The sequence below is a fragment of the Halopelagius inordinatus genome (assembly GCF_900113245.1).
GTDB lineage: Archaea > Halobacteriota > Halobacteria > Halobacteriales > Haloferacaceae > Halopelagius > Halopelagius inordinatus.
Window position 1 is genome coordinate 19,178 of record NZ_FOOQ01000006.1, and the last position, 22,060, is coordinate 41,237.

Here is a 22,060-nt window from a genome sequence, read left to right on the forward strand (position 1 = left end):
CGGCGACCGGTCCGTTCAGTCGACTTCGGCCGGGAGAAAGCCGCCGTCTCGGACCGGTCAGACGATTTCGTGGAGTGGCGCGAGTTCGATGTCGTGTTCGTCGATGCGGTCGTGTATCGCCTCCAAGATATCGACGGCGTTGGGCGTGTCGCCGTGGATACAGATGCTGTCCGCCGGTACGTCCAGCAGTTCACCGTTGACTGCCTCGACCTGCCCTTCGGTCGCGATCGTGACGAAGCGGTCTGCGACTTTCTCTGGGTCGCGGGCCCCTTTTTCTTGTTCGACGATGAGACTTCGATCCGGATTGTATTCGAGGTCGACGTAGCCCTCGAAAACGGCGTCGAGGTCGTCGTACTCCCGAGCGACCTCGTAGATATTCATGTCCGTCGCGAGGTAGACGAGATCGTCGTCGATATCGAGGATTCCCTCTATGACGGCGCGGGCGTGTTCGGGGCTCTCAGAGAGCATCGAGTACATCGCACCGTGCGGCTTGACGTGCTGGAAGGTGACGCCGTGCTGGTCGCAGAACGCCCGCAGTGCGCCCAACTGGTAGGTGACGTAATCCTTGAGTTCTTCGGGGGTGGCGTCCATCTTCCGGCGACCGAACCCCATCTTGTCCGGCAGGCCGGGGTGGACGCCGACTCCGACGCCGTGTTCCGCGGCGAGCGTGACAGTCTCGCGCATCACGTGCGGGTCGCCGCCGTGGTACCCCCCTGCGATGTTCGCCGACGAGATGTAGGGCATCACTTCCTCGTCTCGCCCCATCGTCCAGTTCCCGAAGCTCTCTCCCATGTCGCAGTTTATGTCAATCTGAACCACGTTCGGTCGTTCGCTGCGCGGCGTAATATATCTCGGGCTCTACTCGAACCGTGGTCGTCTGTCCGGTCGCGTTGGTCGTTAGAGCTTCAGTTCGAGTACGGAAATCGGCCATCTCTGTGCGGTGTACGATCGAGATAGCGCTCTCGGATCCGTGACTCTCCCGACGGCGACCGGTACGCAGTCACCCTAGCTACGGTTACGTCGGGCGTCTTCGGAGCGATATATGGAAAATATTTTGCACTAATCCGTCGTACTCCGTCGGGATGTTGCGTGCTGACGAAGGTCCGTCGACGTTCGAGCGCGGACCTCTGGTCCCCGTCGCAACGTACCTCCTCGTAATCGCCGTCCTGACCGTACTGACGGTCGTATCCCCGGGGACATCGCCGCCGCCCCTCTTGGGGATGGCCTGGGGAGCGTTTCTCGTCGTACTCGCCGTCGGGGCGCTGAAAATCGAAGGAATCTCACCGCGTTCGGTCCTCCCATCCGCTCGAACACTGGCTCCCGCGATTGCGGTTCTCGTCGCGTTCTGGGCGGTGTACAATCTGGTCGCGTTCGCCCTCGCGTCGGGTGGGTTCCCCGGATTCGAGGCCAAGTGGTCGAGAGTCGCGGCCCATCCGCTGTTGTATCTCTCGGCTCTCCTCAGTTCGTTGTTGTTCACCGCGCTACCGGAAGAACTCGTTTTTCGTGCCTATCTCCAGCAGAAATTTACCGCGCTCGTCGGCGGCGAAACGCGTCGTGCAGTCGTCTCCGGCATCGTGACCGCGGCCGTCTTGTTCGCTCTCTTTCATCTCCCGAGGTGGTTTCTCGCGTCGGGGCACGGGGTCGGCGCTGCGCTGGCAGGTCGACTCCTCGGTTTGATTCTCATGGCCCTTGCCTATGGGACAGTGTACGCGCTGACGCGCAACCTCGTGCTTGTCGTCCTGTTTCACGCGACGATGAATCATCCGCCTTTCTTCGTCGCGGTGAGCGTCCCGTCCGACCTGCACTTGGTGGTTGCTGTCGTCGAATACGTCGCCATCGTCTCGGTAGTTTACCTGACCGTGCGCGTGACCGGGCCAGACAGGGCCGCTCTCGTCTGGTCCCGGCGAGAGACGACTTCCTCGACGGACGACTGACCACTGATCGAGACAGCCTCGGACGGCGTTTGATCTGTCGAAGGTTGCCGTACCCGATTCTCGGCCTGTTGACCCAGCCAAAGTAGAGTCAGGAAATTGTTCCCCGAAGCAAGAATTATATCCCTCAGCCTGCAATCCCGAGTATGTCCGAGACAGACGCCTCCGATGGGCCGCCCCCGTTCGAGGATGCGTTCAGAAGCGACGACGTCGAGCAACGCATCTACGGGACCGTCCTGCAGACCCGCGAGCCGACGGCGGCGAGCGCGATTGCCGACGCCGCCGACTGTGACCCCAAGACCGCTCGAAAGTACCTCGGCTGGTTCGGCAAGTTGGGAATCGTCACCCGGCACGACGGCCATCCGACCACCTACGAACGGAATGACGCGTATTTCGCGTGGCGACGCATCAATCAGCTCGCGGCCGACCATTCCGTCGAGGACCTGCAGGAGCGCGTTCGTGAGCTGACGTCGCGCATCACCGAGTACGAGGCGACGTACGACGCCGCGTCACCGGCCGCAATCGACGCCGTCGCCGCCGCGGAGGAAAGCGACGAGCGGACCATCGACGACGTGTACAGCGACCTCGCCGACTGGGCGACCGCCCGCGAGGAGCGCGACCGGTACGAACGCGCGCGCCAGCAACGCACGGGCGGCGAGCGCGAACGGGCGTCCGGGTAGCCCGCTCGATGACGCCACCGACAGGCGATGGCGGGAGCCCTGCCCCTATCGATCGTCCAATTCTGGAGTTTCTCCAGACGCGGCTCCGAGCGACGAGACAGGTCTCCCGAGCGACCGTCACGGATGCGAGCGGTCATCTGGAACTCCGCGTCGCCTTTACCCCGTCGTACTACCCCGCAACCGTCGAAGAGGCACGGTTGGCGGTCCGTTGGTACACGAACGACGACTTCAAACTCCACTATCGAGAAAAGCACGCGGACCGCACGTGGGAGTGCCGGTGGGACCGACACCCGAATCCACACAATACGCGAGATCACTTCCATCCCCCACCCACCGCCCCGACGCCCGGCGAGGACGCGTCGTGGCCGGACGACCACCGCGACGTCGTTTCGCTCGTCCTCGACGGTATCGAAAATCGGATCACCACCCTCTGGAGCGAGTGAGACGCCACCGTGCCCGAACGTTGGCCCCGGAGGCCGACATCGAACATCCGGATACGGCAGCCAATCGGGCGCGAGTGCCGAGTATCGACCCGACGGAGATACCGCCTCGCCCCTCGTGAGCGGCGATTCCCGCGACGACAATCTCCGGGACGGACGTACCGACCGAGATGAGCGTCACGCCGATGAAAAACGGCGAGACGCCGTAGAAGAGCGCGAGGTCGCCAGCTGACGTCACGGCGCGGTCCGCACCGAAAACGAGGAGTGCGAGGCCCAGTACGAACAGGCCGAGTTCAACGAACATCTCGGCCCCGTTCTGTCGTTTCCCTCGGCCGTTCGTCGTCCTCTCGGCGGCCTGGTTCGTCGCCTGTTCGGTTCTGCGTGGTCCAGTGTTCGCGGGTCGTCCGCCGGACGTACCACGCGACGCCGATGAATCCGGGAACGGCGACGGCGAGTGCCGCCAGGAGACGTACCCAATCGTCGATGCCCAGCGGAACCGTCCCGAAGTACTGGTTCAGTGGCGTGTACAGCACCGACAGATGTAGCGCGAACGACGCAACGACGGCGCCCGCTAGCCAGCGGTTCGTGAGCGGCGGCGTCCCGCGGGACCAGCGAACTACGTACAGTTTGGCGAACTCGAAGACGACGAACCCGGTGAACACCATCGTCATGACGTACGGCGTCACTTCAGGCGCCCCGTTCAGCGTGAGAAACATCACGCCGAGGAGGACGACTGTGGTCGTCAGACCGACGCCGCCGATGAGCGCCGTCATCGGTCGGTCGATGATACCGCCAGCGGATTCACGGGGTTCCCGACGCATCACGTCGCCGGACGCGGAGTCGGCTCCGAGTGCGAGTGCCGGGAGGCCGTCGGTCAGCAAGTTGATCCAGAGCAGTTGAACGGCGGGGAGGACGAGGTAACCAAAGAGGGACGCGACGAAAACCAGCAGTACCTCCGCGAGATTGGCCGACAAGAGGTAGGCGACGAATTTCCACACGTTGTCGAAGATGGTCCGCCCGCGCCGGATGGCGTTCTTGATGGTCGCGTAGTTGTCGTCGAGGAGAACGATGTCGCTGGCTTGCTTAGCGACGTCCGTGCCCCGGATGCCCATGGCGATGCCGACGTCGGCGTTCTTGAGTGCGGGCGCGTCGTTGACGCCGTCGCCCGTCATCGCGACCGTCCGTCCCCCTTTTTGTAGCGCGCGCAGAATGCGCACCTTGTGGCTTGGCGTCGCCCGCGCGTAGATATCCACGTCTTTGACGCGTTCGCGCAGTTCGGCGTCGTCCATCGCGTCCAGTTCCGGACCGGTCAGGACGTCGGATTCGATGCCGACCTCGCGTCCGATTGCCCGCGCAGTCCGACGATTGTCGCCCGTGATCATCTTCACGTCGATACCCGCGGCGTAGGTTTCGGTAATCGCGTCTGCGACCTCGGGTCGGGCGGGGTCGATGAGTCCCTGGAGGCCGATGAACACGAGGTTCTCCTCGGGACCGCCACCGTCGTCAGTCGACTTGTCGGCAAACGCGAGGACGCGCAGGGCGTCGTCGGCGAACGTTTCGGTCCGCTCTCGAATCCGCGTTCGAGTCGCCTCGTCTAACTCTACGACGCCGTCGGCGGTCAAGACGCGTGTCGACCGCTCCAAGACGACTTCGGGAGCGCCCTTCACGCGGATGCGGTCGGGATGAACGGTCGCCATCCGCTTGCGGTCCGACGAGAAGGGCACTTCGTCCTCCCGGGGGAAATCGTTTCGGAGCGCGTCGACGTCGATACCCGCTTCGATGGCGGCCTGACGCAAGGCCCGCTCGGTCGGTTCGCCGCGCTCGTCGTCGGCGTCGTTGCACAGCGCCCCGACCCGGAGCAGGGTTCCGACGCGGTCGTCTTCCGGGTCGAACGCGCCGTCTATCACCTCGTCGTGGACCCAGAGGCGAGCAACGTGCATCTCCCCCTCGGTGAGCGTCCCGGTCTTGTCCGTGCAGACGACGTCTACCGAACCGAGTGACTCGACGGCCGGGAGGGTCCGGACGAGCGCGTTCTCGTCGGCCATCTGCTGGACGCCCAGCGCCAGCGTCAACGTGACGACCGCCGGCAAGCCCTCGGGGATGGCGGCGACAGCCAGCGAGATGGCCGTCAGCGCCGCAGACAACAGAGCAGTCCCGCGAAACACCAAGAACGGAACCACGAGCGCCGAGAGGACGACAACGCCGATTCCGAGCCGTCGACCGAGACGGTCCAAGTCCCGCTGGAGTGGCGTCTGGCGCGTCTCGGCCGCCGCGAGTTCGGTCGCGATAGCCCCCATCTCGGTGGCCATGCCCGTCTCGACGACGACCGCCTCGCCCCGACCGCGAGTGACCGTCGTGCCCCGGTAGATCATATTCTCACGCTCGGCCAGCGGCGTCTCACTGTCGAGTTCCTCCGAGCGTTTCTCGACGGGAACGCTCTCGCCGGTCAGAGGTGCCTCGTCGACCTGCAGGCTCGCCGACTCGACGGTTCGAGCATCTGCCGGGACCGCGTCGCCCTGTTCGAGCACCAGCACGTCCCCGGGTACGACCTCCCCGATATCGACCTCCTGTCGCGTCCCGTCTCGGTGAACCGTCACGGTCGGGGCGGCCAGTTCCCGAAGCGCTTCGAGACTCCGTTCGGCGCGGTACTCTTGGACGAACCCGAAGACGCCGTTGGCGAACAGGATAACCGTGATGAGGACGGCGTCGACGACGTGCCCGACCGCGACCGACAGCACCGCGGCGCCCACGAGGACGAGTACCAAACCGCTGGAAAACTGCGAGACGAGAACATCGAGGGGTCCTTTGCCTTCCTCGCTCGTTATCTCGTTAGCGCCGAACTCCTCGAACCGCCGTCGGGCCTCCTCGGTCGAGAGACCGTCAGCATCGCTGGCCACGTCCTCGAATACGACGTCGAGAGGTCGGTCGTGCCAGGCCATAGGTCACCCGGGTAAAACCATGTTCAGAAACGCAACGACGATACCGGCCAGACCCATCCGGGCACCGGCCACGATCCAGTTCTGTTCAGATATATCGGCGAGGTACGCACCGAACACGAAGAGGATGGATACGGCGACGCCGACGGAGGCCAGCGTGGCCCCGCGCATGCTCAAGAGCGACTCTTCGAGGAGGAACGGAATCATCGGGAACACGACGCCGATGACTGGACCGATACCGCTCATCAACGCGTTCACCTGACGGGCACCGGCCTTGTCGCGCTGAATCTGTGTCTCGTCGAGGTCGGTCAACATGGCGTCTTCGATGCGCTTGAGTTCGGCTCGCTTTTCCGCGCGCTCGATCTCCCAGACGCTCCAGACGCCGGACGTGCCCAGCCCGATTGCGGCTCCGATACCGATCTTGAAGACGGTCAGACCGTCGGGGATTCCCGAGAGGTACGAACCGACGGCGACGCCGACGCTCGTGAGTGCGCCGTCGAAGCCGTTCGAGATGAAGTATCGCCGCGAGATGGAGCGGACGTCGTCTCGCTCTAGCGCCCGCAGCAGACGTTTCAGACGGGAGGTCATGAAGTTCTCAGTCCTGTGGTGTTTTGCTTTCTTCGACGACGCTCTCCCCGCAGACTACCTCGTCGATAGAATGTACCGTGCCGCCGAGGTCCTCGACGGTATCGTGGACGGCGTCGACCGGAACGGAGTCGCCTTCGATGGTCAGCTTCACGTTTTGGACCTCCTTGTCAGTCTCCACCAAGACGACGTTCACACCGGCGACACCGTCGCAATCGGCTACCGATTCGGCGAACGTGACGACGTCCGGTTCGTGCGGTTTCAACAGATCCAGCACGAGTCGCCTTACATCGACCATTGGTGAGTGATTGCATCACACGGGTGATTAATCTCGGGGTCGCGTTCCCCGATCTGAATCGTGGTACGGTAACCCCACTCGGAATCCGCCCGTGGAATTCGGTGGGCCGTTGGTAACAGTCACCGACTTGAAGGCGTTGCTGTGTGATCGAACGCCGAAAGACGTATCTTCGACGTCAGGACTGGTGCAAGAACTGGCGGCCGTTCTACGTCCGAACGATATCCAACCCATCGGAAGATTCTACAGCGCACTGCATCCAGTTCCTTCGAGCCCATCACTCCCGTTTCGGGCGTTTCCCGACGTAGAAGAGTCGCAGAGCCGGTCAGATACTGCTCAGCAGACAACCGGCGAGCCCGGAAATCTGCCTACCGATTCGGATGTCCGGGAGAGGCCGAACGCCCGGGTGTCCCCTCGTGGCCGACAGGTCCTCACCAGAGACGAGAAGCCACCGTTACGGTTCGGCTTCGAGTGGTTCCTCGCCCGCGGCGAGTCGTTCGTTTATCACGTCGATATTCACGTCGATTCCGAGGCCCGGTTCTTCCGGAAGAGCGATCTGGCCGTCCTCGATGAGCGAATCGCTCGTGTGAAGGTCGTCCCACCAGTCCACGTCGCGGGCGTGATACTCCAAGGCGAAGGCGTTCGGAACGGTAGCACAGGCGTGGACGGACGCCATGGTACCGACGGGACTCGCGACGTTGTGCGGCGTGACGGGAACGTCGTAGGCGTCCGCGAGCGTCGAAATCTTCCGGAACTCGCTCAGCCCCCCGCACTTTTGGATATCGGGTGCAGCGATGTCTATGGCTCCCGCCTCGAAGAATGGAAGGAACCCTTCGACGCGGACGAGGTTTTCGCCCGCCAATATCGGCGTGTGCGTTCCTTCGGTGACTCGCCGGTGAGAGTCCGCGTTCTCGGGGGGCACCGGGTCTTCCAACCACGCGAGGTCGTAGGGTTCCAGTTTCCGTGCGACCCGGAGTGCGGTTTCGACGGTGAAGCTCCAGTGCAGATCGAACGCGAGCGTCGGTTCCGTCCCGATTCTGTTCCGAATCGCATCTACGATATCGACCTTGTGCTGGACGGCGGCGTTCGAGAGTCGGCGAGTGGCCGTGTCGGTGTCACCCGGTGCGACGTCGAGGTCGAACTTCAGCGCGTCGAACCCCTCGTTCACGACCTCTTCGGCGACGTCTGCGTACACTTCGGGGTCGTACTTTTCGTGGGGGTCCTCGTCGGCTTCGCCCAGATGTTCGCCCGCATGGCAGTCGCAGTAGATATCTACTGCGTCGCGAAACTTTCCGCCGAGCAACTGATACACGGGAAGTTCAGTGAGTTTCCCGGCGAGGTCCCAAAGCGCCGTTTCGACGCCAGAAACGGCAGCTTGCGAATACCCTTCGCCTCCGGCGAGTCCCGAGAGCGTCTGAGTCATGTGCTCTGTGAGTCGTTCGACGTCGTACGGATTCTCGCCGACGAGAGAGGTTTCGAGGTAGTCGATATGTTCGCTAATCGGCCCACAGAAGGCCTCCCCGTACCCGCGGACCCCGGCGTCCGTCTCGACAGTTACCAGGTTCCACGGGAAGTTCCCCCCGAGAACTCGATTTTCGACGGCCGTTATCTCGACGTTCCGAGTAGGCTCGCGCCGCATCCCATCGTCGGAGAGGTTTCGCCAGCCGACCCCTGCGTTCATCTCCGTTACCAGGTGCTCGTACCTCGAACGTGGCATGATATCAGATATCGAAACCAATTAACATGAACTTTTCCCGAACGGGATCAGAACGCGCTCGTCGAGTGGGTATCGAGTACGGCGACCGAGTCCATCCCAATGCGGTCCGACGTGCCCCTCCGTCGAACGGGACGACGTCTTCTGGGAGTGAGATTTTCGGTGGCTTGCACGCTCTGAACGTGACTGCGGTCGAGCCGTCCGGATTACTGCCACGGCGCACCGTCACGCTCGACGAACCGTTTGCGCTGTTCGATCGCGTCGATACTGGCGATGTCGTTTTCGTCTAATTCGAGTTCGTTCGAGGCGAGGTTGTCTTCGAGGTGTCGGCGTGAGGTGGCCTTCGGGATGGCGACGACGTTATCGTGACTCGTCACCCAACTGAGACACACTCTGGCGGGGGAGGTTCCGTGCCGGTCCGCGATATCGCGAATCGTCGGGTGATCGAGTGCCTCGCCCCGTGCGAGCGGTGAGTACGCGACTAGGTTGTAGTCGCGTCTCTGCGCATCGTCTATCAGTTCCGGTTGGGGCAAGAACGGGTGCAGTTCCACTTGGTGTGCGAACAGGGGTGTTTCGAGGGTCCGTCTCGCCTCGTCAAGGAGATCGATATCGAAGTTCGAGACACCCACGTTCCGGACGAGGCCGTCGTCAACGAGGTCATCGAACGCCCGCAACGTCGCCGTAGCCTCGTAATCACCGACTGGCCAGTGGACGTACAGAAGGTCGAGATATTCGACACCCAGCCGGTTCATGCTCGCATCGGCTTCCTCTATGACTTCGTCGTACGTCAGCCCCCCCGTGACCGGGTGGATCTTGGTGGCGAGGAACACCTCCTCGCGAGGGACCGCGGCACGTTCGATGCCCTCACCGACAGATTGTTCGTTCCCGTAGTGCTCTGCGGTGTCCACGTGCCGATATCCCAATTCGAGGGCAGTTCGGACCGAATCTGCGCACTGCTCTGGATCCGAGTTCTGCCACGTTCCGATTCCGATGGGGGGCAGTGTTGCTACCATACATCATATCCTCGGACGTGAGTGTAAACCCTTTCGTCGGGAAGGTAGGCCGAGAAACCGAGGTAGCTCGGTTCTACTCGTTCGTCGATTCTCCGATTTTATGATACTCGCGTAGACGATCGACGGAGTCACCGCATCGACGAATTTGCGTTTGTCATCGGTCGTCGCGGAGGGTGCCCCCAGATGGATGAGCGTTTCGCGGGCTGTAACCCCGGGATTTCGTGGCTGCCATCGGCTGGGAGGAGGGTACAGCGCGGACCCCGTTAAATTCACTTTCGTGTAGTCATCTACACGTAAGTATGAAGAACCAAGGCGGATTCCCCCTTCACAGGCTTTCTCCCCCTGAATATCTGGAATCCAGCGTATCACAGCAGATAAATCAATCATATAGTGCTATACAAAATCAGCCGCTTGGAAGTTCGAACGATTCGGCTCTTATCAGACATTCCACCACGCGCCTAACTCTCCTCAAGAATGTCGACAGTCTACCCAGGACACATCGTATTCGATATAATCTGAATCACCTCAAATTATTTCTGTATTGACGGTGTAAGCGTAGTCATGAACGACGAACCGGATCGAAGCTGGACTGACGGCCTGTCGGCGGCCGAGCGCGTCGAAGCAGTCGCACTCACCGTCAGTGAACCTCGAACGGCCAACTGGATCGCCACAGAGGCTGAGGTTGCCCACGAGACGGCGGCGAAGTACCTCAAACGCCTCACCGACGACGGCAAACTGAACGCGGATACACGCGGCCAGCAGACCACATACGAGCCTGATCCCGTGGGTCAGTACCTCATCGAGATGCGCGAACTCTACGAAGACCATTCACCTGACGACCTCGCCGCGAGTCTCGAAGAGATGAACGAGCAGATTCGAACGTGGAAGACCGAGTACGATGTCGAAACCCCCAACGAACTCCGTGCGAGCCTCGGGAGGATAGACGACGTCGAAGATGAGCGCGAACGTCGTCAGGCGGCCCGCGAGTGGGACCACCTCGAGACGCGCCGTCGCCTAGTCGAAGACGCGCTCCGGCTCTACGACCGCTTCCCCGGTGAGCGGCGCTCTGCCTCCGCATGAATCCTGGAGCGGAAAATCCGGCTCTCTATCGGACGCTCAAGGACGTACTGGAGCGGCAAGCCGAGGCCGTCTCTGTCTGGTTCGAACCAGACGCGATCCAGAAACGGTATCTCGCCGCTGAGATCGACCCACAGCGAGTCGTTCCGCCGACCGGACCTGAGTCACCACAACTCGAGGTCCATTGGAAACTGACGCCGCCCCACGACGAATTCAGAATCGACTACGCCGATCCGAATCAGGAGTTCCATTGCGGCTGGCACCAAGATGAGGCTCACAACGATCTCGGCGCGGCGCACTTTCAGTACCAGACTGTTTCGATGGAGACGCCACATTACGAGGAGGCCGTGTTCGAAGCAGAGTCTCCTCCGAAACTCCTCTGGGAGTGCTGTAATGATCTCTTCGAGACCGTGATTCCCGACTATACAGCAGAGCTCTAATTCACGTCTCGGTGTAGGGAGGCGCAGCTCTACTACCCCTCGGGAGGTTCATCTTGAACAGTATCAGACACGCCGTATGCATTGAGAACGCCGGTCTCAACTCCTGTGTACAAGTGATAACACAGAGGTTCCCAGAGTAGGGTTCTCCAAACCACCATTGTTGTCGGCAGACTACCTCTAGAGATGGACGGTAGTGACGAGTTCGAACCGACGACAGAAGACGCTCATATTCGGTCACCCGGCGTTCGCGAACGGCGGTTCTCGTTCTCGCGGGTCCTTCGCAAAACGATTCAGAGACGATCACGGACTAGCGCTTACGCACTAATCGGCGCAGAATATATCCAGTCTTGGCCTCTCTCGGGTATGAGCCTTCGGTACCTTCTGTACGGCATCCGGATTCTCCTCGGCTTGGCTCTCGCCGTAGCCGGATTCGTGGAGGGAGACAGCGTTACGATAGTCGCATGGTTGGTCGTTGCAGTTTCTGGCGCTATTTCGTTCTGGAACGACTCAGGTAGGTGTCTCGCAGTATAACGGATATATCGAGCGGGCGTTTCAGAGTCAATACTGGATAAACCGCCTCTACCACCGACCACCGTCACGAAATCGAGTGATACGTACGTCCTCGATTGCGGCCCCCACGCGAACGAGAGTGTACCGCTCCGCCTTCTGAAGGTAGTTACGAACTATCGAGTCAGTCCTCGGGTTCTCGGCCCGGTCTCGGCGAGTTTCCGGACAGGTCGCTCGGCGTGACTTCCCCTGTCTGCCCTGGCGCTTCACGGCTACCTCGTGGATATCGGTCGAAGCGACGAGGAACCCCGTTCGAGTATCATCAGTCTTGCATCCAAGCGGTCGCCTGCGGTTCTGCGGGGTCGGTCTTCGTCTCGACGAGGACGGGTTCGTCGGTCCCGACGGCTCTCGTGACCTCCTCGCGGATTTCCTCCGGCGCGTCGGCCCGCGCGGTCTGCATGCCCATCCCCGCCGCGACGGACGAGAAGTCGATCGGCGCGTGACTCCACCCGTACTCCTGCGGTTGCAGTTCGTAGTTCCGCTCGGCTTCCTCGCTTATGATCGCGTAGTCGGCGTTGTTCAGAACGATAACCGTGATGGGAAGATCCTCCGAGACGGCCGTGTGGAGTTCGTGTACGCACATCATCAGTCCTCCGTCCCCGGTCAAACTGACCACCGGAGAATCGGGATTCGCCAACTGCGCACCGATCGCAGAGGGCAGTCCGGTTCCCATCGTCGCCCACGACCCAGGGTTGACGTACCGTCGGGGACCGGAGGCGTCGAACGCGTTGAGAGCCCACACCTTCGACCCACCGGCGTCGGCGGTCACGATGGTCTCGTCGGGCAGTACCTCCCGGACCGTTCGGAGCGCTTCGACGGACGTGATCGGCGGTGTAGAGCCGACCAGCCTCTCCAGTCGGGTCTCCGTCTTCGTGTTCACGTCGTTCGCGCGGGAACGGTCCCCGGCGCTTCGAACCGCGCGCTCACGCAACGAAGAGTCCAGTTCGGTGAGCGTCTCGCGTGCGTCCGCGACGATTCCGAGTTCGGGTTCGTATCCGGTTCCGAGGTCACCGGCGTCGAGAGTAACGTGAATCAGTGACTCGGGAACCTCGACGGACCACCCCCGAGTCGCGAGCGCGTCCAGATCGGTCCCGACGGCCAGCGCGACGTCCGACTCGCCGATGCACGCTAAGAGCTCGGTGCTCGCGCTCCCGCCCAGCGCGCCGATACACAGTTCGTGAGCGCCCGGTAGCACACCCTTCCCCTTGTACGTCGTGACGACGGGCGCGTCGAGTCGCTCCGCAACGGCGCGCAACTCCTCGCTCGCCTCGGCGGAGCGGATACCCCCGCCGGCGACGATAATCGGTCGCTCCGACGCGGCGAGTCGTTCCGCGGCGTTCTCTATCGCCTCGTCCGGCGGGGAACGACTCGCCGAACGCGTCCTCGAACCGGGGTCTGCCAGAGCGACGTCCATCGGCAGGTAGTTCTTCGGAATCCCGACGCGAACCGGCCCCATCGGCGGGGTTTTCGCGGCCTCGATCGCTCGTTGCACCTCGACGAGCGTCGACTCGGGATTCTTCACTACGACGTTCCGTTTCACCACGTTGTCGTACGTATCCGGAGGCGTTTCGTGAATCGCGTCGCCTCCGCGAAGCTCCGGTTCGGTCTCTATCGCGACGTGGAGAAGCGGCGTGCAGTCGTTCAGTGCGTTCTTCAGGCCGTTCATCGCGTTCATGTCCCCCGGACCGGGAACGACGACCGTACCCGCCATCTCGCCGCTCGTTTCGGCGTACCCCCACGCTTGGTGAGAGACCGCGGTTTCGTGCCGCGCGGTCACGAACCGGAGCGAGTCGTCGTCGTCGATAGCCTCGTTGAGCGGGAGAGACTGCTTTCCCGGGATACCGAACACGGTGTCGATACCGTTCGCTACGAGACAGTCGACGACGGCTCTGCTGACGCGCATACCGCTGCTGTCTTCGAGGCGGCTATTAAGCGTAGCGTTGGACCGACGACGACCGGTCGTCAGTCGAGCAGTCGAGACGCGCTCCGAACCCACGTCGATGGGTCGGAAACCGCCCGCAGAGAGGTTCGCTCGGCGCTACGAGTGCGCGAGGTTCAGTTCGAGTTCGTTGACGACGCTCCGAAGGAGGTTCGGTATCTCCGTCTCGAATCGCGCGTCCGTGAGTCGGTGCGTCGGCCCGGCGACGGCGAACGCCCCGAGGACGTCCCCATCGGGGCCCGTAACCGGGACGGCGACGGATCGGAGACCCTCGGTGCTCTCCTCGTTGTTGAACGCGACGCCGCGCTCTCTGACCTCCGCGAGTTCCTCGAACAGCGTCGCTTCGTCGCCGATGGTGTGCGGTGTGGTCTTCGGGAGACCGTACCGGTCGAGAATCTCGCGTATCCACTGGTCCGAGCGCCGAGAGAGGATCGCTTTTCCCGCGGCGGTCTGGTGGAGGTAGAACCGACGCCCCACTCGCCCCCGCGAGTAGACGCCGCCTTGACTCACGTCTCGGTAGAGAACGACCGCTCTCCCCCGCTCTTCGACCGCAAACTGGACGCTCTCGCCCGCTTCGCTCGCGAGTTCGCGCAACTTCTGCGTTATCTCCCTCGACGCCGGTATCTGTGCGCGGGCGTGGGCTCCGAAGTCGAGATAGCGGAGTCCGATGCGGTACTCGTTGCCCTCTTTCACCACGAAATCGTGCTTCACGAGCGAGCGGAGGTGCTTGTGAACCGAACTCTTCGACAGGCCCGTCTCCTCGGCCAGTTCGGTCACGCCCGCCCCGTTTCGCTCTCGAAGCGCTGTCACGACGGCGAACGAGGTATCGATGCTCTGAATCGTCGAGCCCTCGGTCTCCGGGTTCGCTCCTCCGGGTTTCCAGTCTTCCATCGGTCGGTCTCTCACGCTCCGAGCACATGATTATTTCCCATCGAGAAACTGCTACAATGTTCGTTTCCGACGGGCGAACGCTCGTTCGGACCGCGTCGGCCGGTTATCGACGCGCAACCGCGTACGAGAGAGGTTTTAAGGCTCTCTCCGACTCGATCGCGGTCCGAGAGGCGACGAAGTCGCCGAGCCGCGTTCAAAATCTCGCGCTCCGGTGTTTCACGGTGAGTAATCGCTTCCGGTTATATGTGCACCGCCGACTACGAGACGGACGATGAGGTCGAACACGCGGTCGGAGACCACCCGGACGGAGACGACGCCGCGTGCTCCTCGAACTGTACGCGTGACGCAGTCTCCGAGGAGTGCTCGTAGAATCTCTGTCCGGTCTTCGAGTCCGCGACGATGCGAAAACGGTATTATCTGACAGTTATAATTACGAACGGTACTCAAAATGCTCGACTACCTCGACCTCGGTGCGGACCTGACCGACGAAGAACGACTCATACGAGACACGGCCCGAGAGTTCGTCGACGAGGAAGTGCGTCCGGACGTCGGCGACCACTACATCGAGGGGACGTTCCCGACCGAACTCATCCCGGAGATGGGCGAGATGGGGTTCTACGCGCCGAACCTCGACGGATACGGCCTCCCGGGCGTCTCTGAGACCGCTTACGGCCTGCTGATGCAGGAGTTGGAAGCGTGCGACTCCGGCCTGCGGTCGATGGCGAGCGTCCAAGGTGCGCTCGTCATGTACCCAATATACGCGTACGGGAGCGAGACGCAAAAGGAGACCTGGCTCCCGAAACTCGGAACGGGCGACGCCGTCGGCTGTTTCGGACTGACCGAACCCGAACACGGGTCGGACCCCGCGGGAATGGAGACGCACGCGGAGCGAGACGAAGACGGCTGGGTGCTCAACGGGTCGAAGACGTGGATAACGAACTCGCCGATAGCCGACGTCGCGGTCGTCTGGGCGAAAGACCGCTCGAACGACGACGCGGTTCGCGGCTTCCTGGTCGAAACCGACCGCGACGGCGTGACCACGAACGAGATAAAAGAGAAACTCTCGCTGCGCGCGTCCATCACGGGCGAGATAGGCCTGAACGACGTGCGGATACCCGAGGAGAACGTGCTCCCCGGAGTCGAGGGGATGAAGGGACCGCTCTCGTGTCTGACGCAGGCTCGCTACGGAATCGCGTGGGGTGCGGTCGGCGCCGCCCGCGACGCGTTCGAGACGGCCCGAGCGTACGCGAAAGACCGCGACCAGTTCGGCGGCCCCATCGCGCGGTTTCAGCTCCAACAGGAGAAGCTAGCCGAGATGGCGACCCAGATAAGCCTCGCCCAACTGCTCGCCCACCGCCTCGGCGACCTGAAGGAGCGCGGCGACCTCACGCCGCAGCACGTGTCGATGGCGAAACGGAACAACGTCCGGATGGCGCGCGATCAGTGCCGCGTCGCACGCGAGATACTCGGCGGCAACGGTATCACGGCCGACTACTCGCCGATGCGTCACATGGCCAACATGGAGACCGTGTACACCTACGAAGGGACCCACGACATCCACACGCTCGTGTTGGGCCAAGACCTCACCGGCATCGCCGCGTTCGAGTGAGATGGTCGGCGAAGCGGAACATCCCGACGGCAACGACGGTCCCCTGTCGGGACTGACCGTTCTCGACGCCTCGCGCGTGCTCGCCGGGCCGTTCTGCTCGATGCAACTCGGCGACCTCGGAGCGGACGTCGTCAAGATCGAACGCCCCGGAACCGGTGACCAGACGAGGGGCTGGCACCCCCCGACGTACGGCGACAGCGAGACAAGCGCGTACTATCTCAGTGTCAACCGGAACAAGCGGTCCGTGACGCTCGATCTCTCCTCGGAACGCGGCCGCGAGGTCTTCCGCGACCTCGCGAGCGAGGCGGACGTCCTCCTCGAAAACTTCCGCGTGGGGAAGATGGAGTCGTGGGACCTCGGGTACGAGACGCTCCGAGAGGTGAACGACGACCTCGTGTACTGCTCTCTCTCCGGGTACGGCGAGTGGGGTCCGTACCGAGACAGACCCGCCTACGACCTCATCATTCAGGCCGAAGGCGGGATGATGAGTATCACGGGCGAAGAGGGGCGGCCTCCGGTCCGCGTCGGCGTCGCCATCGCCGACATCGGAACGGGGATGTACGCGACGCAGTCGATACTGGCGGCACTCCTCCGCCGGGAACTCTCCGGCAACGGCGGTCAGAAGATAGACATCAGCCTCCTCGACGGACAGGTGGCGTGGATGTCGTACATGGCGTCGTACTACTTCGCGACGGGCGATTCGCCGGGGCGGATGGGGAACAAACATCCGACAATCGCGCCCTACCAGGCCTTCCCGACGCGGGACGGCTACGCCGTCGTCGCCGTCCCCTCGCAGAAGCTCTGGCCGAAGTTCTGCGCCGCGCTCGGGCGGACGGACCTCACAGACGACGACCGGTTCGAGACGAACGCGGACCGCGTCGCGAACCGCGAGGCCCTCGACGCGATACTGGAGTCCGAAACGCGCGAGTACACGACAGACGAACTCGTCGCGGTCATGGAGGACGGCGGCGTTCCCGCCACGTCCGTCCGCGATATGGAGGACGTCTTCGAACACCCGCAGGTGCGAGCTAGAGGGATGCACCGGACGGTCGAGCATCCGACCGTCGGTCCGGTCTCGATGCCGGGGAGTCCGATGAACTTCTCCGAAACGCCGACCGACGTCACCCGCCATCCACCCGACTTGGGCGAGCACACGGTCGAAATACTGCGAGAACTCGGCTACTCCGAAGAGACGGTCGCCGAGTTACTGGACGACGTGACCTGACGCGAGGGACGGACGGAGGGCCGACCGGTCGTTCGGAAGCAATTGTCCGTGGGGTCAAACGCCGGAGGTTCTCCTTCGGGGCTCGCGATAGTACAACGGGGCGGTGCCCCGTGATCCACGTCTGCGAACGGCGCGCGGAACGCACCAGCCGGTTCAGACCGACCGCGTGAGTCCGCCGTCAACGCGGAGGTTCTGGCCGGTGACGTAGCTCGCGTCGTCGGATGCGAGGAACGCGACCACGTCCGCGATTTCGTCGGCGACCTCTGTCGCGGCGTTCGATTTAGACATCGAGACCAGTTCGTACCCCTCCTCGGAGAGCGTGCGGGCGCACTCGGCCCCGATTCCGCTTCCGGCGCCGGTGACGATGGCTACTTCTCGTTCGCTCGTACCGGGGACGACGATGCAAGGCGTCAAAAGCCCTTTCCTAGCGGTGGAGCCGCCGCTCGGCGGGCGTTTCGCGCCTGCGCGGTGGGTCGAAGCGAGGAGAGAGACGCGTTCTCGTTACACTACTATCCGTGTAATGCAAGCCGCGGGGTTCCCGGTGCGAACCGGACCGACACGAACCCGGCCGAGAGGGACCGCATCATCGACACACTTCCGAATCACTCCGACGTCGCAGTCCTCGGCGACTCCTCCGGGGTGCGGCTACGAATTCGCGGGCGTGACGGTGAAATCGTCGCGGAACCGGCCAGCGGCGAAGACCGCACCTCAGCCTCGATATCGGGCCGTTCGAAGCCAGCCGATAGTCGGTGAGCGGACTCCCTCTAGGTAGTCTGGTGGCCAACGACAGAAAGGGGGTTCACAGAGGCACGCGAACGTCCGACGGCGGGTTGGATGCAGAGGTCGAAAGCAGTGATGTCGGAGAGTGCGTTTTGAAAAACAGAACACTTAATGAGAGTAGTAGTATACTACCCACCTGTCATGGATGCCAAACACCCGGTGAAAACCACCGAAAAAACGCTCGCCCTCGTCAACGAACTGATGGAGAGGGGCCCGTGCGGCGTGACCGAACTCGCGAACAGCCTCGATATGGGAAAGAGCGCGGTGCACAGCCATCTATCGACGCTTCGGAAACACAGCTACGTGCTGAAAGACGGCGACGACTACCGACTCAGCTTGAAGTTCCTCGAAATCGGCGGCCACACCCGCAAGTCGATGGAGTTCTATCAGGTCGCAGAGCCGGAAGTGAAAGCCATCGCCGCCGAGACGGGTGAACTCGCGAATCTCCTCGTCGAAGAACAGGGGATGGGCATCTACCTGATGCGGTCGAAAGGCGAGCAGGCCGTCGACTTGGACACGTACGCCGGCCTCCGAACGTACCTCCACACGACCGCACTCGGAAAGGCGATTCTCGCGCACCTTCCGGAGTCTCGCGTCGAAGAGATCGTCGAACAGCACGGCCTCGAACAGGAGACGCCGAGGAGTATCGGCTCCCGGGAGGAACTGTTCGAGACGCTTTCGGAGGTTCACGAACGCGGATACGCCATCGACGACGGAGAGCGTCTGGAGGGGTTGCGCTGTGTGGCGGCCCCGGTCAAGACGTCCTCGAACGAGGTGTTGGGGGCGATAAGCGTCTCTGCCCCGGCGAGTCGTGTCAGCGACGAGGACCTCCACGGAGAGTTCTCAGAAGAGGTCCTCAGTGCGGCCAACGTCGTCGAACTCAACATCAACTACTGAGGGGCGTGTCCGGAATTCTCGGTGTGAGCAGGACGGGACATCGCCCCGCCCGCGACGCCGATACGACGACACAGACGACGAGTCGAACCGGTAGCGTTGGACTGCAGACACGTACTCGTCGAGACGCGGGCGAGAGCCGACGTGTACGAAACGGCCGCAGAGGGCACCGACGTGGTCGCAGAGCGGTGCCCGCCCGTAACCGACCGTGCGAGTCACAAGATTTACTATCTCCCTTCGGGAACAGTCGGATCGTAATGGTTGACCACGCGAATCTTCGCGACCCGAACGCGGAGTATACGATGCGGGACCTCTCTGCGGAAACGATGGACATCACGAACACGCGCGGCGGCGTCCGCGACGCCGAAATCACCGACGTGCAGACGACGATGGTCGACGGCAACTACCCGTGGATTCTCGTGCGCGTCTACACCGACGCGGGCGTCGTCGGCACCGGCGAATCCTACTGGGGCGGCGGCGACACCGCTATCATAGAGCGGATGAAACCGTTCCTCGTCGGCGAAAACCCCCTCGATATCGACCGCCTCTACGAACATCTCGTCCAGAAGATGAGCGGAGAGGGCTCCGTCTCCGGAAAGGTCATCTCGGCCATCTCGGGCATCGAAATCGCGCTCCACGACGTGGCGGGGAAACTCCTCGACGTCCCCGCCTACCAACTCGTCGGCGGGAAGTACCGCGACGAGGTGCGCGTGTACTGTGACCTCCACACCGAAGACGAGGCCGACCCCGAAGCGTGCGCCGAGGAGGGTGTGCGCGTCGTCGAGGAACTCGGCTATGACGCCATCAAGTTCGACCTCGACGTCCCCTCGGGCCACGAGAAGGACCGCGCGAACCGTCACCTCCGCGGCCCCGAAATCGACCACAAGGTCGAAATCGTCGAAGCCGTCACCGAGGCCGTCGGCGACCGCGCGGACGTGGCGTTCGACTGCCACTGGTCGTTCACCGGCGGGAGCGCAAAGCGCCTCGCCGAAGCCCTCGAACCCTACGACGTCTGGTGGCTCGAAGACCCCGTCCCGCCGGAGAACCACGACGTGCAAGCGAACGTCACGCACTCGACGTCGACGCCGATCGCCGTCGGAGAAAACGTCTACCGGAAGTTCGGGCAACGGACGCTCCTCGAACCGCAGGCCGTCGACATCGTCGCGCCGGACCTGCCGCGCGTCGGCGGCATGCGCGAGACGCGGAAGATAGCAGACCTCGCAGACATGTACTACATCCCCGTCGCGATGCACAACGTCTCCTCGCCCGTCGGGACGATGGCGTCAGCGCAGGTCGGCGCGGCCATCCCCAACTCGCTGGCCGTCGAATATCACTCGTACGAACTCGACTGGTGGGAGGACCTCGTAGAGGAGGACAACCTCATCGAAGAGGGCCGCATGGAGATTCCCGAAGAGCCCGGTCTCGGTCTGACGCTCGACTTGGACGCGGTCGAATCGCACATGGTCGAAGGCGAGACGCTGTTCGACGAGGCGTAAGGTTCGTCGAGCACGTGACGCCTCGCGTCACGAAGTTCGACGAGGCGTAAGTCGCAGTCGGGCCCCGTTTCGGTTTCGAGGGTCGTCACAGCCCGGTCGGCTACCCAATACTCTTTTAACGATATCCGCGCATCCACCAGTATGCGGTATTACCAGCTCCCCAGCAGAGAGCGTAGTTCATCCGCCGACTCTCTCGTCGCGGTCGACGAGGGAGGTAGCGCGTACGATCTCACGTCCGCGTCGGACGACCTCGGCTCGTTCACCGAACTCGCTCGCGCGGCGAACGCCAGCGACCGCTCAGTCGACGCCATCGCCCGGGACCGACTTCCGGACGCCGAACGTCTCGACGTCGAAGACATCGACGCCGACGCGCTCTTACCGGTCGTCGCAGACGAGGTGTGGGCGGCGGGCGTCACCTATCGCATCAGCGAGGAGGCCCGCGAAGCCGAAAGCGGAAAGCCGGACGTGTACATCGACGTCTACGAGAACGAACGACCGGAACTGTTCCTCAAGGCGACCCCCTCTCGGACCGTCGGTCCCCACGACTCCGTCGGACTCCGCGGCGACTCCGAGTGGAACGTCCCGGAACCCGAACTCGGCGTCGTCCTCCACCGCGGCGACGTCGTCGGCTACACCATCGGTAACGACGTCTCGAGCAGAGATATCGAAGGAGAGAACCCGCTCTACCTCCCGCAGGCGAAAGTGTACGACCGCTGTTGTTCCGTCGGTCCCTGCGTCGCGACGGGCGACGTCGTCGGAGACCCACACGACTTGACGATGTCTCTAACTATCGAACGCGACGGAGAGGTAGAGTACGAAGAATCGACGTCGACGAGCGAGATGGCGACCTCCTGCGAGAAACTCGTCGACTACCTCGGCCGACACAACGACCTACCCGAGACGGTCGTCTTACTCACCGGGACCGCACTCGTCCCGCCCGAGACGTTCACGCTGACGGAGGGCGACCGAGTCGTGATCGACATAGACTCCATCGGCCGACTCGTCAACGACGCTGTCGTCGTCTAATTCGTTCGAGCACCGTCCTCGGAGTCACGGTTCTCGAATAGAGAATCGGGACGCTGACTGAAATCCAATATCGTCCTTCCCCTCGTCTCAGTACATTACAATCGTATATCCGTAACGCTCTGGGTGAAGTGTCGGTTCCGTATATTGTTGCATAGAACCCGTATGAATCGAGCAGACACGACTGTACCGACCGTAACGTCCTCCAGTGAGACGTGCGCCAGTCTCCTCAGAGTGATACCGACGTCTCGACGCACGCCGAAATACCGAGCACCGACGCCGGGCAGGTGTGACGTTCTCTCCGTCCACCGGGCCGGATTTGCTATTCCAGAACTCTCTTCCGGCGAGTGCGAGAGCGCGGGCCTCTCTCGGCGTGGCAGACAACCGCCGTCGAGAACGCCGACGAAGCGAAGGGTAGCGAGTCGAGATACTCGCCGTTCCGGTGGCACGTCGGGCCTTCCACCGCGAAATCCCGACTGAGAGGAGGAGTCCCGAGAGGGGGAGAGACGAGGTCACCCCGTCGCG

20 protein-coding genes are annotated in these 22,060 nt (G+C 62.7%); 10 read left to right on the forward strand and 10 right to left on the reverse strand.

The window, feature by feature from the left end:
• Positions 1-57: 57 nt before the first annotated feature.
• Complete coding sequence (locus BM167_RS15255; RefSeq protein WP_092893593.1) at positions 58-819, reverse strand: LamB/YcsF family protein; 762 nt, start codon at positions 817-819, stop codon at positions 58-60.
• Between the two features lie 263 nt (positions 820-1,082).
• Between BM167_RS15255 and BM167_RS15260 the strand changes: the two genes are divergently transcribed.
• The 3 genes from BM167_RS15260 (at position 1,083) to BM167_RS15270 (ending at position 3,054) form a co-directional block, all read left to right on the forward strand.
• On the forward strand, positions 1,083-1,934 hold the full coding sequence (locus BM167_RS15260; protein ID WP_092893594.1) for a CPBP family intramembrane glutamic endopeptidase: 852 nt from the start codon (positions 1,083-1,085) through the stop codon (positions 1,932-1,934).
• A 143-nt stretch (positions 1,935-2,077) separates the two neighbouring features.
• Positions 2,078-2,611, forward strand: coding sequence for a DUF7342 family protein (locus BM167_RS15265; protein ID WP_092893595.1), 534 nt, complete (start codon positions 2,078-2,080; stop codon positions 2,609-2,611).
• Positions 2,612-2,619: 8 nt separating this feature from the next.
• Positions 2,620-3,054: a toxin-antitoxin system TumE family protein gene (locus BM167_RS15270; protein ID WP_092893596.1), complete on the forward strand. Its 435-nt coding sequence runs from the start codon at positions 2,620-2,622 to the stop codon at positions 3,052-3,054.
• Here the strand turns inward: BM167_RS15270 and BM167_RS15275 are convergent.
• The 6 genes from BM167_RS15275 to BM167_RS15300 form a co-directional block, all read right to left on the reverse strand.
• The gene (locus tag BM167_RS15275) at positions 3,032-3,355 is read right to left on the reverse strand and encodes a hypothetical protein (RefSeq protein ID WP_092893597.1); all 324 of its coding nucleotides are present in this window, start codon (positions 3,353-3,355) and stop codon (positions 3,032-3,034) included. The two genes, BM167_RS15270 and BM167_RS15275, sit on opposite strands and share 23 nt — an antisense overlap.
• Complete coding sequence (locus BM167_RS15280) at positions 3,345-5,990, reverse strand: cation-translocating P-type ATPase (protein ID WP_092893598.1); 2,646 nt, start codon at positions 5,988-5,990, stop codon at positions 3,345-3,347. The genes BM167_RS15275 and BM167_RS15280 overlap by 11 nt, the downstream gene beginning before the upstream one ends.
• A gap of 3 nt (positions 5,991-5,993) precedes the next feature.
• Positions 5,994-6,575 (reverse strand): VIT1/CCC1 transporter family protein, encoded by a 582-nt coding sequence (locus tag BM167_RS15285; protein WP_092893599.1) that lies wholly within the window; start codon positions 6,573-6,575, stop codon positions 5,994-5,996.
• A 7-nt stretch (positions 6,576-6,582) separates the two neighbouring features.
• Positions 6,583-6,870: a DUF211 domain-containing protein gene (locus BM167_RS15290; protein WP_092893600.1), complete on the reverse strand. Its 288-nt coding sequence runs from the start codon at positions 6,868-6,870 to the stop codon at positions 6,583-6,585.
• A gap of 451 nt (positions 6,871-7,321) precedes the next feature.
• A complete protein-coding gene (locus BM167_RS15295; protein WP_092893601.1) occupies positions 7,322-8,584 on the reverse strand; it encodes a mandelate racemase/muconate lactonizing enzyme family protein in 1,263 nt (420 codons plus the stop codon).
• A gap of 203 nt (positions 8,585-8,787) precedes the next feature.
• Positions 8,788-9,594, reverse strand: a complete 807-nt coding sequence (locus BM167_RS15300; RefSeq protein WP_092893602.1) for an aldo/keto reductase — start codon at positions 9,592-9,594, stop codon at positions 8,788-8,790.
• Positions 9,595-10,155: 561 nt separating this feature from the next.
• On the opposite strand from BM167_RS15300, the gene BM167_RS15305 reads away from it, so the two are divergent.
• Both BM167_RS15305 and BM167_RS15310 read left to right on the forward strand, forming a co-directional pair.
• Positions 10,156-10,674, forward strand: coding sequence for a DUF7342 family protein (locus BM167_RS15305; protein WP_092893603.1), 519 nt, complete (start codon positions 10,156-10,158; stop codon positions 10,672-10,674).
• Positions 10,671-11,111 carry a hypothetical protein gene (locus BM167_RS15310; protein WP_092893604.1) on the forward strand — a complete coding sequence of 147 codons (441 nt, stop codon included), beginning with the start codon at positions 10,671-10,673 and terminating at the stop codon, positions 11,109-11,111. Before BM167_RS15305 ends, BM167_RS15310 begins: the two co-directional genes overlap by 4 nt.
• Before the next feature lie 829 nt (positions 11,112-11,940).
• On the opposite strand, the gene BM167_RS15315 is transcribed toward BM167_RS15310, so the two are convergent.
• Both BM167_RS15315 and BM167_RS15320 read right to left on the reverse strand, forming a co-directional pair.
• Positions 11,941-13,581, reverse strand: coding sequence for a thiamine pyrophosphate-binding protein (locus BM167_RS15315; RefSeq protein ID WP_092893605.1), 1,641 nt, complete (start codon positions 13,579-13,581; stop codon positions 11,941-11,943).
• 135 nt (positions 13,582-13,716) lie between these two features.
• Entirely contained in the window at positions 13,717-14,508 is a 792-nt protein-coding gene (locus BM167_RS15320) for an IclR family transcriptional regulator (protein WP_092893716.1), read from the reverse strand.
• A gap of 448 nt (positions 14,509-14,956) precedes the next feature.
• On the opposite strand from BM167_RS15320, the gene BM167_RS15325 reads away from it, so the two are divergent.
• Together BM167_RS15325 and BM167_RS15330 are read left to right on the forward strand one after the other, a co-directional pair.
• Positions 14,957-16,117, forward strand: a complete 1,161-nt coding sequence (locus tag BM167_RS15325; RefSeq protein ID WP_092893606.1) for an acyl-CoA dehydrogenase family protein — start codon at positions 14,957-14,959, stop codon at positions 16,115-16,117.
• Position 16,118: 1 nt separating this feature from the next.
• Positions 16,119-17,342 (forward strand): CaiB/BaiF CoA transferase family protein, encoded by a 1,224-nt coding sequence (locus tag BM167_RS15330; RefSeq protein ID WP_092893607.1) that lies wholly within the window; start codon positions 16,119-16,121, stop codon positions 17,340-17,342.
• Between the two features lie 153 nt (positions 17,343-17,495).
• On the opposite strand, the gene BM167_RS18730 is transcribed toward BM167_RS15330, so the two are convergent.
• Positions 17,496-17,708 carry an SDR family oxidoreductase gene (locus BM167_RS18730; RefSeq protein WP_394327249.1) on the reverse strand — a complete coding sequence of 71 codons (213 nt, stop codon included), beginning with the start codon at positions 17,706-17,708 and terminating at the stop codon, positions 17,496-17,498.
• A gap of 555 nt (positions 17,709-18,263) precedes the next feature.
• On the opposite strand from BM167_RS18730, the gene xacR reads away from it, so the two are divergent.
• From xacR to BM167_RS15350, 3 genes are all read left to right on the forward strand, one after another.
• A complete protein-coding gene (gene xacR / locus BM167_RS15340) occupies positions 18,264-19,019 on the forward strand; it encodes an HTH-type transcriptional regulator XacR (protein ID WP_092893608.1) in 756 nt (251 codons plus the stop codon).
• A gap of 254 nt (positions 19,020-19,273) precedes the next feature.
• Positions 19,274-20,512 carry a mandelate racemase/muconate lactonizing enzyme family protein gene (locus BM167_RS15345; RefSeq protein ID WP_092893609.1) on the forward strand — a complete coding sequence of 413 codons (1,239 nt, stop codon included), beginning with the start codon at positions 19,274-19,276 and terminating at the stop codon, positions 20,510-20,512.
• Between the two features lie 141 nt (positions 20,513-20,653).
• On the forward strand, positions 20,654-21,538 hold the full coding sequence (locus tag BM167_RS15350; RefSeq protein ID WP_092893610.1) for a fumarylacetoacetate hydrolase family protein: 885 nt from the start codon (positions 20,654-20,656) through the stop codon (positions 21,536-21,538).
• Positions 21,539-22,060 lie beyond the last annotated feature (522 nt).

Bases quoted from the DNA above. Each gene is read 5' to 3' on its own strand.
- BM167_RS15260 (WP_092893594.1), top strand. From the start codon at position 1,083: ATGTTGCGTGCTGACGAAGGTCCGTCGACGTTCGAGCGCGGACCTCTG.
- BM167_RS15265 (WP_092893595.1), top strand. From the start codon at position 2,078: ATGTCCGAGACAGACGCCTCCGATGGGCCGCCCCCGTTCGAGGATGCG.
- BM167_RS15270 (WP_092893596.1), top strand. From the start codon at position 2,620: ATGACGCCACCGACAGGCGATGGCGGGAGCCCTGCCCCTATCGATCGT.
- BM167_RS15275 (WP_092893597.1), bottom strand. From the start codon at position 3,355: ATGTTCGTTGAACTCGGCCTGTTCGTACTGGGCCTCGCACTCCTCGTT.
- BM167_RS15280 (WP_092893598.1), bottom strand. From the start codon at position 5,990: ATGGCCTGGCACGACCGACCTCTCGACGTCGTATTCGAGGACGTGGCC.
- BM167_RS15285 (WP_092893599.1), bottom strand. From the start codon at position 6,575: ATGACCTCCCGTCTGAAACGTCTGCTGCGGGCGCTAGAGCGAGACGAC.
- BM167_RS15290 (WP_092893600.1), bottom strand. From the start codon at position 6,870: ATGGTCGATGTAAGGCGACTCGTGCTGGATCTGTTGAAACCGCACGAA.
- BM167_RS15295 (WP_092893601.1), bottom strand. From the start codon at position 8,584: ATGCCACGTTCGAGGTACGAGCACCTGGTAACGGAGATGAACGCAGGG.
- BM167_RS15300 (WP_092893602.1), bottom strand. From the start codon at position 9,594: ATGGTAGCAACACTGCCCCCCATCGGAATCGGAACGTGGCAGAACTCG.
- BM167_RS15305 (WP_092893603.1), top strand. From the start codon at position 10,156: ATGAACGACGAACCGGATCGAAGCTGGACTGACGGCCTGTCGGCGGCC.
- BM167_RS15310 (WP_092893604.1), top strand. From the start codon at position 10,671: ATGAATCCTGGAGCGGAAAATCCGGCTCTCTATCGGACGCTCAAGGAC.
- BM167_RS15315 (WP_092893605.1), bottom strand. From the start codon at position 13,581: ATGCGCGTCAGCAGAGCCGTCGTCGACTGTCTCGTAGCGAACGGTATC.
- BM167_RS15320 (WP_092893716.1), bottom strand. From the start codon at position 14,508: ATGGAAGACTGGAAACCCGGAGGAGCGAACCCGGAGACCGAGGGCTCG.
- BM167_RS15325 (WP_092893606.1), top strand. From the start codon at position 14,957: ATGCTCGACTACCTCGACCTCGGTGCGGACCTGACCGACGAAGAACGA.
- BM167_RS15330 (WP_092893607.1), top strand. From the start codon at position 16,119: ATGGTCGGCGAAGCGGAACATCCCGACGGCAACGACGGTCCCCTGTCG.
- xacR (WP_092893608.1), top strand. From the start codon at position 18,264: ATGGATGCCAAACACCCGGTGAAAACCACCGAAAAAACGCTCGCCCTC.
- BM167_RS15345 (WP_092893609.1), top strand. From the start codon at position 19,274: ATGGTTGACCACGCGAATCTTCGCGACCCGAACGCGGAGTATACGATG.
- BM167_RS15350 (WP_092893610.1), top strand. From the start codon at position 20,654: ATGCGGTATTACCAGCTCCCCAGCAGAGAGCGTAGTTCATCCGCCGAC.